This is a genomic window from Dialister invisus DSM 15470, from assembly GCF_000160055.1.
In the GTDB taxonomy this organism is placed as follows: domain Bacteria; phylum Bacillota; class Negativicutes; order Veillonellales; family Dialisteraceae; genus Dialister; species Dialister invisus.
Genome location: NZ_GG698602.1, coordinates 867023 through 880948 on the forward strand (window position 1 = coordinate 867023; position 13926 = coordinate 880948).

The window sequence follows — 13926 nt, forward strand, 5'->3', positions numbered from 1 at the left end:
TTATCACCTCTTTGCCCATTATAACAAAAACCGGCCTGCCTTTTACAGGACTTTTTATTCGTCAGGACTTACAGATTTCCTTATAACGAAAAAAGTAAGGAAATAAAAGGCAAGTAAAGATACTCAATCAATCCGTAGAGTGCAGCACCGGCAGCGAGTCCCACAACAGCCCCGTTGATTCGGATGCCTTCCAGTTCCTTGTGGACTTTCGCTTCAATAAATTCATTCAGGTCGCTATCTTTGAATTTCTTCAGGATATCTGCGGTGACGGAAGAAATATGGGGATATTCTTTTTCCAAAATATTTCCTCCCAAAGCTCTGGCGCTCTCATCAATGCCGGCACGGAGTTCTTTGTTTTCCGCCACGCTTCGGAGAGCATTGTGGAGCATAGTTCGCAATTTCGGGACGAAACATTTTTCAAATTGATCTCCTGCCGCCCATTTTTCATAAAGACTGTTGTATAGGGCATCTGCTTTTTCTTCCACAGAAACAGATTGATAGAGTTCTTCCGCAAAATGGGCAAGGGCTTTTTCCGCTTCTTCTGTTTTCAGGAAGGCTTCTACAGCAGCATTCCATTCTTTCAGGAGTGTTTTGTGAAAAGGGTGGATATCCACGCGCCACAGTTCGATTCGTTCTGACAGCGCCGCAAGGAAAGCTTCCGCCATGTCTTCATAGTCTACGGTATTTGTAAACTTTGCAAAGCTATAAACGAGCCTTTCCAAAAATCCGCGCTCCCGATTTTCTCCCAATTTTTCCAGTTTGTCTGTGATCATCTGCTTCATTTGGTTCGATTTGACGGCACGCTGTGCTTCTTCAAGGAGCTTATCCAGAAGCTGCTCCACATAGTTTCCTTCCAGCGCTTTTTTTCTGAGATAAGCAGCAAGGTTGCCTTTTGCGTTGTCCACGCCTTGCCTGATCCAGCAGGACAAGTCTTTCTTATGGTCTTCCATGAATCCCAGAAGAAGTTCGCCGCCGCTCCGGGCAAGGTCGATTTCGATGTCTTTCACAGAGCCTTCTGCTTCTTTTTCAATGAATTGAATGAGGGAAAAATTTTTCAGCAAGTCAGTAAAAGTTTCTTTCCCCACCAGTTTTCCTTCCACCGTTTCCTGAAGCCGCCGGAGAACGGCTTCCCTGTTAGCAGGAATAAGCGGTTTAAAAAGAGGAAGATGAAGTCTGTTCCGGAAAAGGGCTTCTACGGCAAACCAGTCGGCAAAACAGCCGATGAGACAGGACTGGGCAAGGAAGTAAAAAAGGCCTGCCAAAGGATTTTCACAGAAACAGTGAACTCCTACGGCGATTACGAAAAGAATGGCTGATGCCAGGAAGATGCGGTCCGCCGTTTTATATCTTTTCATCAGAAAATCCCTCCCGCCCATACCGCAAGATAGAAGAGCAGTCCTGCCATACCGCCGATGATGGTACCGTTAATCCGGATAGCCTGCACTTCATTTTCGACACTGTTCTTTGCCATGCTTGCCATCTTTCTGCCGTCGTAAGGAGAGAGCGCTTTGGTGACACCGCCGGCAATTTTTTCATGGAGCCAGCCGACGTGGCGCCTGCATTGTTTTAAGAGGAATTTATCGTTTCTTTCCTTTTTTTCAGGATTCCCCAACTCATTTTTTACAAGGTCCAGTATTTTTCCTGCCAGAAATTTTTCCGCATTTTCCTGATGGCTGTCCCAAAGGTTTTCAAAGAAGTCTTTCCTGTTTTCCAAAAGACTTGCAAGATTAGCGGACACCCATGTATTGATTTCCTCCTGCAGTTTTTTATCTTCTGTAAGCCGTTTAAGAAAGCTGTCATAGCTCTTTCCAAGGGCGCACCTTACTTCGCTTCCGGGATCAACGATGGAATCCGCCAGATTCCACACCTGCTCCTGAATAAGGCGGATATTTTCCGTTTCTTCTCTTTCAACAAAGCTCTCCAGCAAACCGCGGAACCACCCCCTGTCCCTGTACTTCGCCCAGGCGCTTTGATAGAGCCGTCTTACTTCTGTCTGGGTAAAGCGGTTCTGAAGGAATCCTTTCGCTTCTTTCGCAAGTACTTGGGCAAGTACCTGTTTTCCTTCATAGTTTTTCAATGTGTAAAGAGCAAAAGCGATACGGTCTGCCCAATTTTCTTTTTGAATAGCACTTTTCCCTTCCCGAAGAAGCAGATTCCAGAGCTTGCCTTTATCCACGGCAAGAATGCCACAGCGGCAGGCAGATTCCAGTAAAGGCAGGAGAAGTTCTTCCTGTTTTTCAATTTGGGCAAGAATAAGCTCACAGCTTAAATTCTTTTCCAAAAAATCTTCCAGCAGTTCTTCTGTAAACAGTTCTTTCCCTACCATGTCCCGCGCCATGTCCACGATTTGGTCCCGCCGTCTGGCAATGATGTCAGTGCGGCAGGAAATCCCCAGCGGTTTTCCGAAAAGGGAAGATACGGCAAAAAGGTCGGCAATTCCTCCTACGGAAGCAGCAAAGGCCATATGGAAAAGTCCGCCGCCAAGCAAGCCGGTTTCTTTAAATGGCGCCGCAAGCAGGCAGATTAATACAGTACCCGCCAAAAGTCCGTCAGCTTTCTTTTTTCTGTCCATGGTTTTCCTTCCTGTTTTTTTACATTATATCCCACCGTCCATGGAAATAAAAATAGGAACGCTGTTACACGTTCCCGATGACAATAATTATTTGCCCGCTTCTTCCAAAGCACGCTGCGCCGCATCGAAAAACTGCTTATAGGAAAGGGTAGCACCGGAGATGCCATCGACTTTATTCAACTCCTGTTTCTGCAGCAGCGCTTCCGCATAAGTTTTATTTGCTTTCAATGCAAGCTGGGCTTTGTTGTAATAAACCTTATTTTCTATTTTTCCGTTTGTTTTTCCATAATCCTCCCCTTTCCGTTTTCCGTCTTTCAGGAAGCCGTCAAAAGTAGCTGCCGTGATTTTATGGTCTTTCACCGTAATGGAAATAATGGAATACTCTCCTTCTCCATTTGCGGCGCTCTTTCCTTCAAAGGTACCGTCTTTCGCCTTGGAAAGGAGCCCTTTCGTGTCCACTTTCGGCGGTTTATATTGGGTCAGCCCCGATTTTGTGCTGCCTTCGGACGCAGGCGCTTCTTTGGTATCACCGCAGCCGCTGAGCAGCGTCGCTGCCACCAGGCCGGCTGCAGCCGCAGCGCCATATTTCTTTAAATTTTTCATGCTTTTTCTTCTTCTCCTCCTTCACGCATATGTCCATGCTCGATGATAACGATCCGTTTTGCCGCTTTGCCGACATGGTCGGAATGGGTAACGGTAATGATGGTATGCCCTTCTTCATTGAGTTCACGGAAAAGGTTCATGACCAGTTTTTCATTTTTCTCATCCAGATTTCCTGTCGGTTCATCGGCAAGAATGAGGACCGGATAATTGATCAAAGCTCTTGCGATACACACGCGCTGCTGTTCGCCGCCGGAAAGCTCGCTCGGCAGGTGACCCGCCCTGTCTTCAAGACCGACACGGGCCAGGGCTTCCATGGCTTCTTTCTTGTCGGGAATGCTGTGATAGTATTGGGCGACCATCAAATTTTCCACAGCCGTCAGATAGGGAATCAGATGGAACTGCTGAAACACCATGCCGATTTTATCACGCCGGATCTGTGTCAGTTCGTTTTTGGACACTTCATTCAGATTGATTCCGTCAAGGATGACTTCCCCCGAAGTGTGTTTATCCATACAGCCGATGATATTCATCAGCGTGGTTTTTCCTGAACCGGACGGCCCCATGACGGCGAGCCAGTCTCCTTTTTCCACGGTCAGGTTGATATGTTCCAGTGCAGGAACACGCCCGCCGTAGAGCATGCCCACATCGGTTAATTTTAAAAGACTCATCATACGCTCCTTATTCACCACGCAGGACGATGGCCGGCTCCACTTTTACAGCGGTTCGTACAGGCAGCATCGTCGCCACAGCTGTCACTACAATGGAAAGAATAATCGTCATAATCGCAATGGGAAATGAAACTTCAAGACTCCTGCCAAAAACATTGACTCCGACGGCAAGAGCAAAAAGATATCCGCATCCTGTGCCGATTATTCCGCCGATAAAGCCGAGCATACAGCTTTCTCCGAAAAACTCTCCTGCTATATTTCTGTTCGTTGCCCCAAGGGCTTTCTTCAAACCGATTTCACGGCGCCGTTCAGAAACGACTTCGGTCATCGTCGTTCCCACACAGACAAGCGTCAGAAGAAGAACAACTACCGTAACGAGCAGAACAAGGGCCTGCAGTTTGCCGAGGACGGTCTGTTCCGATGCGGCAATCTGCTTTACTGTCTGCGGATGGACATCGGGTGTTTCGGCCGCCATACGGGCCGCAAGAGCTTCCAGGTCTCCTGAATTCGCCACAACACTCACCTGTACCATACTCAGAAGATTCGGCTTTCCCAGAAAATCCCAAAGGCTCTTAATATCCACATAGGCAAATTGTTCTTCTTTGCCTCCGGTGCGGACAATGCCCGAAACAGTATATGTTTCTTCCTTCGTTCCGTCGCCAAGCGCTACGATAACCTGCGACCCCGGTTTCGCCTGAAAGCGTTCGGACAGCTCATAGCCAAGGAGTATTTCTTTGGAATTTTCTTTCGGCATTTCTCCATTGATCTGCCAGTAGGGGCTTGCCTTTCTGATCTCATTGAAATCAGTGCCGCCGGTAAGTACGGGTGACTCATTAATCTTCAAACGTTCATAAAGGAAAGGCGCCGCACCGATTATTTCTTTGTCTTTCAGCATATCATAAACGGGAGCGACAGCCGCCTCCTCCATGGTTGCTTTCCCGTTGGCGGGAAGCAGGAGGAGATTTGCACCGTATGCGCGGAATTCACGCCCCATCTGCTCGGGTACTTCTTTATATACCGTGATCATGCCCGAAATAATTGTCGCACCGATAGCCACCGCCAAAAGGGCAATAAACATTCTCAGCTTTCTCCGCAGAAGCGCATTTGTCACCATGACCAGGTACATATGTAATCGTTTTATATTCATAGGAATCACCTGCCATGGAGAACAATTGCCGGACGGAGCCTGAGAATCGAACGAATCGCAGGCAGACTGCCAAGCAGGATCATAAGAATCAGAAGCACGATGAGAATCGGAATGACAATCAGGTTCACCGCAATACCCGATCCGAAAACGGCATGACCGATAATCTGCGCAAAGCCGATCCCTACAAAATAGCCTAAGATACCACCCGCCAGACCTGCCATAAAAATTTCTGACAGGACTAGGATGATTACCGAAACATCCGTTGCGCCGAGGGCCTTCAGCAGCCCCAGTTCCCTGCTTCTTTCCATGATATTTGCGCTGACCAGGTTAGAAACCCCCATGGTGGCAGAAAGCAGGGAAAGGACAGTGATGAGAAGCATAAGAAGCTGTGTCTTATCCAGAATACGCCCTTCCGATTCGGCAATCTGCCGGACAGGACGGGCCACGGAACCGTGGATGACCTCTTCGATCTGATAAGCGATGGAGCTTACATATGAAGTACAATACCAGATTTCATATTCTTTGATAGAAAGGCTTTTCGGATTGGCAGCGGCACGGCGGGCCAATTCGTTTTCGGGTGTCGTCATGGCGCTGACAGTGACGGTATCCACCTTTCCTTCCAGACCGAGAGCTTTCTGCACAGCCGGAAGATACGCGATAATTTCACCGTCTTCTTCACCGCCGCCGGTAAGAATGCCTGAAACGGTAAATGAACCTTTTGTTCCATCCTTATTAGTATAGTAAAGGGTGTCTCCCTTTTTTACATGCAGGGAAGCCGCCAGATCCTTCCCCACAAGAACGGAATTTTCTTCTTTTTCTTCAGGCCATTCTCCATCTACCTGCCACCAGGACTTGAGATATTGCTCTCCTGTAACGAAAACTTCACCGGTGGGAAGATCCATCTTATGATCAAACCATGTGCCTGAAACAGGAACAGATACACCGTTGTCCAACGTGACATGGCCGTTCAGATGGGGAGACAGGGCGACAATGTTATTTGTCCAAAAGATAGTCTTGATTTGCCCCAGGTCAGATTCTTTCAAGTATTCTTTCGGTGCCGATTCATCGTCCAGCCCGTAAATATCTTTCAGAATGGAGGAATTTTTTGACGTCACCGTGATATTTGCGCCAAAGGCTTTCAGTTCCTGATTCACCTTTTCTCCTACGTCAAACATGACATTCAGCATTGCCGTTGCCAGTGAAATGCCGAGGGCTACGGTAAGCGCCACGAAAAGAAGCTGGCGCCCCTGCCGGAGTATGGCGCCTTTTACCATTTGCCAGAACAATTATATCCTCCTTTCTGCTAACGGAAATACTTCGCCGCGGCATCCAGCTCTTTCTGCTCGATCCGGATCTGTCCGTTCCCTACTCCATATTTTACGGGAATCGGGTTGCAGCCGCCGGGAAGTCCGATTGTTTGCTTATTCATAACCACATCGCAAAGTTTGCAGACGATTTGTCCTTCTCTTTCAATATAGCCTGTCGGCCCGCAGATTTCACAGCAGTCCAGTCCGACTCCGTAAGCGGAGCCGCCTTTCAGCACCACGATGAAACGCACTTGCGTCCCTTTCTTCGTCCGATAGGCAAAACGGTGGAGATGTCCGTCATTCACCTTATTGATATCAATGCTCACCATCTGATCCTTTGCGGTAACGGACACCGCAGGAACCAATTCTTCCTTTTTGTTTGCATAAGCACTGCCCACGCTGGAAAGAATGATCATCACGATGAGCGCGCCTACGGAAGCCTTGCCCCAGCGCTTTTTATGTATATCGTCTGCTACGATTTTCCTATACTGTGCAGGATTGCAGCCTGCCGGCCTCGCCGGGCATTTCTGTGAAAACAATGCGGCAGGAACCGCAAAGACCACGATAAACACAATGAAAATAAACCAGTCCTGGTGATCAATAACCGGTGCCATCACCTTGATCAGGTACCGTGCAGGAAGAATTCCCCTTGCCATCAGAATCTGGACAAGATAAATAATCTGCTGAATTAAAAGCGCCGCCACCTGTATAAGAAATACAGTATACAGCCGTTTGTCGTTCAGCGATTTTGCCGCATGGTAAATGAGCCAGCTCCCCACGACAGCAATAAATAATCCTGTAGCAAATCCGAGCATGCGGATAAGCATTTCCGCAGAAAACGGATTATTCACATTCAGTACGGTGGTCACGGGAATGAGCCATATTTCCATGCCGTAGTACATCGTAAGAGCCAGTACGTTGATAATGACGCCCTTTTTAAAAATGCCAAGCCGCTTCATGAATTTTTCGGATGAACCGAGAAGCACACCTGCCAGAATAAGTTCGCTGATAATGGCGAAAAATGCCATCAATCCCTCAAACCCTTCACGGCTGACCGCATTTCTTGTCCCCTGTTTGGCCGCCATGATGAAGACAGAGCCCCAAAATCCCCAATAAGCAGCTTTTCTGAAAGTTTTGCGAAGATTCCCTCCGTCACAACTGTACAGAATAGCAAGCAGCACTGCCAGCGGCGTCATAAGCGCAGTACCGAATTCCATGGCGGGAATAAGCTGCTGCAGAAACATTTGAAACTGCATCATGAGAATTCCTTTCGAATAATCACAAAAAGAAACGGCTGCAAGTAAATCCCCGGGACAGACCGGATAAAGAAATTTTTCCGCAGCGCAGATATTATATTTCTTTATTGTCCTGCCGCCCGGGGATTTCTTTACAGCATCTTGAAAACATCACTTGGGAAAGACCGTTCCGCCTGCTTTCCTTCTTACATTACCAATTGCGCGGAACGTAGTCGAAAGTCCATTTCATGACGACCGGTTCTTCCCAGAAATGACCGGTAACGCCTGTTTCCTTATCTACATGGAGGCTGTAATTCTGACGTGCCGGGCTGTCAATGGAAAATTCGCATTCATATGTACCTGCGCCAAGAAGCTTCAGGTTTGCGCCGTAGTGCGGGCCGTCATCAGCGCTCATCGGCATGAATACGCCTTCAATAGACTCGCCGGTCTGCACTTTGGTCAGTTTATAGTGGACGGTGAGGTACGGGATCCATTCTCCGATACCGAAGCCGCATTCGTTGCCTTCCGTGGCATGGATATCGGTCTCCATATGGATATCCGCCTTATCCGCTGCCAGCATGGAGCCTTCCGGTTCCATCTGTACAGGCTGGAAATATACGAGGGCCACTTTGAAGTGGTTGACGGTATCTTCCTGTTCATCGCCGATCGGATATTCCTGGAATCCTGCGGAAGCCGTCATGCCTCCCGCCAATAATGCAGCGGCAGCAAGTCCTGCGGTAAAAACTTTTTTGAAACTGTTCATTTTAACACTCTCCTTATAAAAAAATGGAAAAATAATTGTATATAAATGAGGCGCCTGGAGATCAAGCCCCCAATTATAACCCTGCTTAGGATCCTTCTTATTCCTCTGAAGAGTCCGAAAGAAATATTTACGCACGCTTTCTTCCACGGACAATCAGCGTGATACCTGCAGCAATAAGAAGCGCAAGCTGGAGCCCCACAGACTCATAAGTCGGATAAAGGCCAAGCCAGTCAATATTTGGGAACCAGGAAGCGGTAATTACCGTCTGGGGAACAAGCTGGGCTTCCTGCAAAGAGCTGATTCCGCCGCCGGCGAAGCTGACAGCCATAAGGTACATCAGAATACTTGTGATGATAAAGAAAGGACGGAGCGGTATACGGAACAGCCCCAGACGGATAACGGCAAAAATAACAGCAAGAACCGCACATCCGGTCCCGAATCCGAACCAAATCATATCAGTATCCCCTGAAGCGCCGTTAAAAAGCGCCTGGTAGAAAAGAATCACTTCCGCCCCTTCACGGTACACCGCAAGGAACGCCGCCAGCCCGAGAGCCCTCGCTTTTCCTGTGGTAATGGTCGTTTTCATCATACTTTCTATATATTTCTTCCATTCATCGCCTTTTGCCTTTCCGCCCATCCAAAATCCGACGGACAGAAGAACAGCGACAGCAATAAGGGCCGTCACGCCTTCAATAGCTTCTCTTGACGCGCCGCCGGTAAACTTACCGAGGATAACGCTGAAAATATAAGCAGTGATAAAGCTTGCCGCCACAGCAGCAATGGAATAGTTGTAAACGGTGCCGAGGTATTTTTTATTTCCCGACTTCGCCAGATACGCCATAATCGCTACAAGAACGAGAATCGCTTCCATCCCTTCGCGAAGCATGATCAGGAATGCCGGCCAGAAAGAAGTCCACCGCCCGCCGCCTGCCCCTTTGCTGTCAAGAGACTCGATATCATTTTTCATCATAGAAAGAAGTTTATCGGCTTCTCCGCGAACCGCATCTTTACCCCTATTTTCACGAATCGCTTTTTTCAGCTCGCTGTACTGATATTCCGTCAGGTTGGCGTTCTTCGAAGAAATAGTCGTCCTGATTGCTTTTTCCAGCCCGTCATTTTCGTAAACCCCATAGTAAGAATCATTGATTATTTTTTTCGCGCCTTCTAAATCGCCGTTATTATATTGTTCGACGCCCTTATTGATCATCTGCTCCACATGGGCATAGACCTGCATCCAGTTCTGTGCCGCTTCGGCAGGCAGTGCCGCAGTCAGCAAGAGAAACAGCGCTGCTGCGATACTATATAAAAATTTCATCGTTCTTTTTTTCATCTGCTCCTCCCTCTTTAATCACATCATCCGCCGATTTCCCGGATGAACTATGTATTCCTGTCAATTTGATCTTTCATCTTTTCCGGCGGCAGATTGAACGGTATACGGATCAATTTGATACATTCCATGGGCTGTCCTTTCGAGTCGAGCGCCGGTTTGAACGTCCAGCGGCGGCAGAACGCCATCGCCAGCTCATCCACACCGCGCCGCCCTGAAGTAACCGCCACCTTTGTCTTCTTTACCTTCCCATCTTCTCCGATCGTCGTAAACACACGGACAACGCCTTTAAATGTATACATTCCTTCCGGCGGATAAGAATCCACGATGATTTTCGGCGGCTGACCCATCGTATGCGTACTGCCGTCACCTTTTTTCTTCACCACGATAGTACTTGATATTTTTTTCTTCGGATCTTTTTTTGCGTCTTCAATTTGTTGCTGGAATTTCTTCACCGCATCTTTTTCATTTTCCGCAACGATCGGTTCAGTATCCGCCTTTTCTTCGGGAACGTCGGCTTCCGTCTCTTCCAAAGGTTCCGGTTCCGTATCGGGAGGCGGGTTTTCCCGTTCCTCCATAACTTTCACGATATCCGTTTCCGCTGCCGGCTCATTAGAAATATCCGCCGCTTTTATATTTTCCAGCCCTTTGCCGGGAAGTGCCTCTCCTACAAGAGAACCTCCCTCCGCACCATCTTCATAGCCGGGATCTTTCGTTTCTTCCCCCTCACCGCTTTGCGGTGCATCTTCCAATTCAATGGTTGTTCCCACTTCCGACGCGACTTCCTCCGCCGATCCGTCCAGCAGCGGCCTTACCAATATCAGTCCGCCAAAGACGGCACCATGGAGACCAAGCGCCAGAAGAATAACGACAAGCCAGTTCGTACGATAATGCATAACTACCTCTTCCCCGATTCTGCTGCCAGGGAGACATGGCGCGCTCCCGCGGCCTTCAACGAATCAAGCACACTTGTAATATCCGCATAATTCGTATCCCTGTCCCCGCGGATGACGAATATGGTCTCCGGCTTTTCCGCAAGCGTTTTCTTTACCCTTTCGGAAATACCAGCCGTCGGTTTTGCATCCATATCATAAAAGACATGGCCCGCCTTATTCACCGTGACAGAAACCACTGTCGGCTTCGTTTCCGATCGCGCCGCCTGCGCTGCAGGCAAATTAACAGGAAGCGTATTCAGATGAACCATATAAATCGTGCTCACCATGAAAAATACCAGCAGGAAGAGCATGATATCAATCATCGGGATAATGATGACCTCCGGCTGCGAGAGCAGATGGAAATTCCGCTTCCCCCTCATCAGATGCCTCTCCTTCTGCCCTCCGAAGAGATGATGGCGTCCGCTTTTTCTATAACGGTCAAAATATCATCCATCTTTTGCGCAAAAACGGTATGGACAACAAGAGCGAAAATAGCGACACAAAGACCTGCCGCCGTTGCGATAAGCGCTTCGCCAATCCCCCCGGTGATAGCCATCGGCTGGCCCGCCTGTAAATTGAAAATCTGGAAAGAACTGATCATACCCGCAATCGTTCCCAAAAGCCCCAAAAGGGGGGATAACGTGACAATCATAGATAAATAATTTAAATGGGCTCGAAGTTCGGCGGCGGCCGTACTGTACGCCGTATCCAATGCCAGCCGCAAATCCTTTCCTTCCGCCGCGGCACGAATGCCTTCCTGCGCCACAAAAGCAGCCGCATTGTCTTCCTGCGCCGCATCGGCATAAGCGTCATTCCAACTTTTATTTAAAAGCATATCAGGCAGGTTATCCACAAAGATTCCCAGATTTTTTCCTGCCCGGTGATAAAACATGCCCCGCTCGATCATAATGACTGCCGTGCATATAGAGCAGAGCAGCAGCGCGTACATAACGGGGCCGCCCGACTTAAATACGTCAATAACTTCCATGACACTCTCCTTCATATTCATGCCGTATGAGAGCCCGCCGATCCGCGTCTTTCGTAAGTATACGGACACGGTCGCTGATTCCCTCCGTCACGTAGGCCTGTAAATCTTCCGTGATAAAAATACCTTCCAGCCGGGGAATCCGTTCCAGCCACTCCCGCACCTTATCAAGACCGCCGGCGATACACGCCGCGCCGCTGACCGGGAGCATTTCCCCATTTCTTTTGTAAATAAGCGTGGCGCTGATAAGCGGTATTTTCTTTTTGATTTGGAAAATATGGCTTTGCATCAATCCGTCTTTCAAAAGAAACCGGCGGTAATCACCTGACGTTTCTACGGTATCCTCGCTGCCGAGCGCGACTGTTGCGATGAGCGTACTCCTTTGTCGGGGATGCTGGATGCCAAGACGCCATGCAGAACCGTCCGGCTTGTTTCCCACGACGCAGATATCTCCGCCTGCGTCAATCATCATGGAGCATTCTCCCATGTGTTCCGCAAGAGCTGCCGCCTGATGAAGGGCATACTCTTTTGCGATACCGCCCAGGTCGAGAGACATTCCTTTCTCTTTCAAAAATACGGATCGCTCACCGATTTCTATATGCTTGTAATCAATGAGGACCTTTGCCTTCTCTATCTCTTCCTCAGAGGGAATCCTTTCGTTTTCCCCGCCGATATTCCATAAAGAAGTAAGCGCGCCGACAGTAGGATCAAAAATACCTCCGGTGAACGCCGCTTCACGCAAAGAACAGCGGCAGACATCCCTGCAAAGAGAAGAAACCATCACGGGTTTTACCCCGGCGGCTGCGGAAATACGGGATACATCGCTGTCACTTCGGAAACGGCTGCAAAGATTTTCCACATTCCGGAAATATGCCCGCACCGCTTTGGACACCTCTCCCTGCGGCCTTCCATAAGACGTTATACGAAGAAACGTGCCCATCGCTTTTCCTATGTCCGTGCATATCTCTTCTTTTTGATTCACCATGTCTTCCTATTTTCCATATATGTTCCACATATAAATTATAACTACTCCAATATATTATATTAGGAATGCCAAATATATTGTGGTATATTATAAGAGTAACCACTTATCACTCCTCTGTCAATATTTCTTCAAACATCAGCGTTAAAATTTCAATTGATCAATCGGATTCAGGTTCACTTCGATCATATACGATATAAACTTATGTTTTTCATAACTGCCATGCATAGTTCTCTTCTGAAAAACAGTCGGCAGGCCTTGTAAAATAAATAAGGCCGCCTTACAAAGAAACTGATTTGCATGCCCGGAAAACCATCTTATAAGCCAGCGTATATTTTTATATTTCATTTAAACAGGCATCAGATACTCCATGAAACCACGAAAACTTATCGCACCTCTGACAATCTTTTTTATTTTTCTCTCCGGCTTCTTTCTCCAGACAATAAATTTTTTAGAGGTAAAGACCGATGCTGTCTCGAGTGCCACAAAATCGGATTATGAAAGCGGAGGCTATGACCATTTTTTACAGAAATTCCAGCTTCCGCCCGCAGCAAATAACTATGAAATCCTTTCTCTCCATGAAAAAGAAGCGGTTTATACCGTTTTGGTGAACACGGAAAAGGAAGGCGGCGCCTCCGCTTCGGAGTACATGAGCGCAAAAGTAACGATCCACCCGAAAATGATTATTCCCTATGACAAAGAAGATGCGGCATATACCGCCCATGCGGAAGAGATTGCCGCACTTTTTAAAGAGAAAGGTTATGCCGTGGAAACACGTCCTTATGACACTCTTATGTTCCGCTCCCTTGTCCACAGCGGCCACTTCGATTTAGTTCTTCTGGAAAAGAGAACATCAACATGAAGAAATTCAATTCCCTTCTTGCCCGTTTCATGCTTGTGCTTCTCGCCCTTCACGGACTCATGGGGGCGTTTACACTTCTCCGCATGACAACGTTCAACTGGAAACCCCTTTCTTATACCCTTCTTGCGGCCCTCCTTCTTCATGGCATACTGGGTATCCTCTTATCAAAAGATGCTGTGCGTGAAGGAATGCGGACCGGACGGTGGTACTTAAAAGAAAATGCGTCTTTTTGGCTGATCCGCCTGTCAGGGTTTGTCATCCTTCTTTCCGTCTGGTTTCATATAACCGCGTATACCACAACGGTAAACGGCGTATTTTTCCTTCGTGAATTCACGACTCTCCGTTTCTTTTCACAAATCATTTTCATCTCCGCCATTCTTATTCATCTTCTGTGCGCCACGAAACCCTGGATGATCAAGCGGGGCCTTTTGAAATACGAAGAACGGACAGCCGATTATATTCTTGTGTATTCCATATTTTCCGTACTGTTTCTTTTCGCTTTGATTTCCTATTTCATTTACTGGAATTTTTAGGGGGCTT

Annotated in this window: 15 protein-coding genes; 2 read left to right on the forward strand and 13 right to left on the reverse strand. The window is 47.9% G+C overall.

All coding sequences use genetic code 11. The features are described from left to right. Positions 1-80: 80 nt before the first annotated feature. The 13 genes from GCWU000321_RS04205 to GCWU000321_RS04265 form a co-directional block, all read right to left on the reverse strand. Entirely contained in the window at positions 81-1355 is a 1275-nt protein-coding gene (locus GCWU000321_RS04205) for a DUF445 family protein (RefSeq protein ID WP_040381277.1), read from the reverse strand. Next, positions 1355-2572 (reverse strand): DUF445 family protein, encoded by a 1218-nt coding sequence (locus GCWU000321_RS04210; RefSeq protein ID WP_007069850.1) that lies wholly within the window; start codon positions 2570-2572, stop codon positions 1355-1357. Before GCWU000321_RS04210 ends, GCWU000321_RS04205 begins: the two co-directional genes overlap by 1 nt. Positions 2573-2659: 87 nt before the next feature. Next, positions 2660-3175 carry an FMN-binding protein gene (locus GCWU000321_RS04215; protein WP_007069851.1) on the reverse strand — a complete coding sequence of 172 codons (516 nt, stop codon included), beginning with the start codon at positions 3173-3175 and terminating at the stop codon, positions 2660-2662. After that, a complete protein-coding gene (locus tag GCWU000321_RS04220; RefSeq protein WP_244835061.1) occupies positions 3172-3846 on the reverse strand; it encodes an ABC transporter ATP-binding protein in 675 nt (224 codons plus the stop codon). The genes GCWU000321_RS04215 and GCWU000321_RS04220 overlap by 4 nt, the downstream gene beginning before the upstream one ends. Positions 3847-3853: 7 nt before the next feature. Further along, on the reverse strand, positions 3854-4990 hold the full coding sequence (locus GCWU000321_RS04225; RefSeq protein ID WP_007069853.1) for an ABC transporter permease: 1137 nt from the start codon (positions 4988-4990) through the stop codon (positions 3854-3856). Between the two features lie 5 nt (positions 4991-4995). Then, positions 4996-6276 carry an ABC transporter permease gene (locus GCWU000321_RS04230; RefSeq protein ID WP_040381281.1) on the reverse strand — a complete coding sequence of 427 codons (1281 nt, stop codon included), beginning with the start codon at positions 6274-6276 and terminating at the stop codon, positions 4996-4998. A gap of 17 nt (positions 6277-6293) precedes the next feature. Next, positions 6294-7556, reverse strand: coding sequence for a DUF2318 domain-containing protein (locus tag GCWU000321_RS04235; RefSeq protein WP_007069855.1), 1263 nt, complete (start codon positions 7554-7556; stop codon positions 6294-6296). 187 nt (positions 7557-7743) lie between these two features. Next, positions 7744-8295: an iron transporter gene (locus GCWU000321_RS04240; protein WP_040381860.1), complete on the reverse strand. Its 552-nt coding sequence runs from the start codon at positions 8293-8295 to the stop codon at positions 7744-7746. 127 nt (positions 8296-8422) lie between these two features. Continuing rightward, the gene (locus GCWU000321_RS04245; RefSeq protein WP_007069857.1) at positions 8423-9625 is read right to left on the reverse strand and encodes an FTR1 family iron permease; all 1203 of its coding nucleotides are present in this window, start codon (positions 9623-9625) and stop codon (positions 8423-8425) included. Positions 9626-9672: 47 nt separating this feature from the next. Beyond that, a complete protein-coding gene (locus tag GCWU000321_RS09140) occupies positions 9673-10518 on the reverse strand; it encodes a TonB family protein (RefSeq protein ID WP_007069858.1) in 846 nt (281 codons plus the stop codon). Positions 10519-10520: 2 nt separating this feature from the next. Further along, positions 10521-10937 carry an ExbD/TolR family protein gene (locus tag GCWU000321_RS04255; RefSeq protein WP_007069859.1) on the reverse strand — a complete coding sequence of 139 codons (417 nt, stop codon included), beginning with the start codon at positions 10935-10937 and terminating at the stop codon, positions 10521-10523. Beyond that, positions 10937-11545, reverse strand: a complete 609-nt coding sequence (locus GCWU000321_RS04260) for a MotA/TolQ/ExbB proton channel family protein (RefSeq protein ID WP_040381284.1) — start codon at positions 11543-11545, stop codon at positions 10937-10939. The genes GCWU000321_RS04255 and GCWU000321_RS04260 overlap by 1 nt, the downstream gene beginning before the upstream one ends. Beyond that, complete coding sequence (locus GCWU000321_RS04265) at positions 11532-12527, reverse strand: FAD:protein FMN transferase (protein ID WP_007069861.1); 996 nt, start codon at positions 12525-12527, stop codon at positions 11532-11534. Before GCWU000321_RS04265 ends, GCWU000321_RS04260 begins: the two co-directional genes overlap by 14 nt. A gap of 367 nt (positions 12528-12894) precedes the next feature. On the opposite strand from GCWU000321_RS04265, the gene GCWU000321_RS04275 reads away from it, so the two are divergent. Together GCWU000321_RS04275 and GCWU000321_RS04280 are read left to right on the forward strand one after the other, a co-directional pair. Further along, complete coding sequence (locus GCWU000321_RS04275; RefSeq protein WP_007069863.1) at positions 12895-13386, forward strand: hypothetical protein; 492 nt, start codon at positions 12895-12897, stop codon at positions 13384-13386. Beyond that, the gene (locus GCWU000321_RS04280) at positions 13383-13919 is read left to right on the forward strand and encodes a hypothetical protein (RefSeq protein ID WP_007069864.1); all 537 of its coding nucleotides are present in this window, start codon (positions 13383-13385) and stop codon (positions 13917-13919) included. Before GCWU000321_RS04275 ends, GCWU000321_RS04280 begins: the two co-directional genes overlap by 4 nt. Positions 13920-13926: the final 7 nt, after the last annotated feature.

Bases quoted from the DNA above. Each gene is read 5' to 3' on its own strand.
- GCWU000321_RS04205 (WP_040381277.1), bottom strand. From the start codon at position 1,355: ATGAAAAGATATAAAACGGCGGACCGCATCTTCCTGGCATCAGCCATT.
- GCWU000321_RS04210 (WP_007069850.1), bottom strand. From the start codon at position 2,572: ATGGACAGAAAAAAGAAAGCTGACGGACTTTTGGCGGGTACTGTATTA.
- GCWU000321_RS04215 (WP_007069851.1), bottom strand. From the start codon at position 3,175: ATGAAAAATTTAAAGAAATATGGCGCTGCGGCTGCAGCCGGCCTGGTG.
- GCWU000321_RS04220 (WP_244835061.1), bottom strand. From the start codon at position 3,846: ATGATGAGTCTTTTAAAATTAACCGATGTGGGCATGCTCTACGGCGGG.
- GCWU000321_RS04225 (WP_007069853.1), bottom strand. From the start codon at position 4,990: ATGAATATAAAACGATTACATATGTACCTGGTCATGGTGACAAATGCG.
- GCWU000321_RS04235 (WP_007069855.1), bottom strand. From the start codon at position 7,556: ATGATGCAGTTTCAAATGTTTCTGCAGCAGCTTATTCCCGCCATGGAA.
- GCWU000321_RS04240 (WP_040381860.1), bottom strand. From the start codon at position 8,295: ATGAACAGTTTCAAAAAAGTTTTTACCGCAGGACTTGCTGCCGCTGCA.
- GCWU000321_RS04245 (WP_007069857.1), bottom strand. From the start codon at position 9,625: ATGAAAAAAAGAACGATGAAATTTTTATATAGTATCGCAGCAGCGCTG.
- GCWU000321_RS09140 (WP_007069858.1), bottom strand. From the start codon at position 10,518: ATGCATTATCGTACGAACTGGCTTGTCGTTATTCTTCTGGCGCTTGGT.
- GCWU000321_RS04255 (WP_007069859.1), bottom strand. From the start codon at position 10,937: ATGAGGGGGAAGCGGAATTTCCATCTGCTCTCGCAGCCGGAGGTCATC.
- GCWU000321_RS04260 (WP_040381284.1), bottom strand. From the start codon at position 11,545: ATGGAAGTTATTGACGTATTTAAGTCGGGCGGCCCCGTTATGTACGCG.
- GCWU000321_RS04265 (WP_007069861.1), bottom strand. From the start codon at position 12,527: ATGGTGAATCAAAAAGAAGAGATATGCACGGACATAGGAAAAGCGATG.
- GCWU000321_RS04275 (WP_007069863.1), top strand. From the start codon at position 12,895: ATGAAACCACGAAAACTTATCGCACCTCTGACAATCTTTTTTATTTTT.
- GCWU000321_RS04280 (WP_007069864.1), top strand. From the start codon at position 13,383: ATGAAGAAATTCAATTCCCTTCTTGCCCGTTTCATGCTTGTGCTTCTC.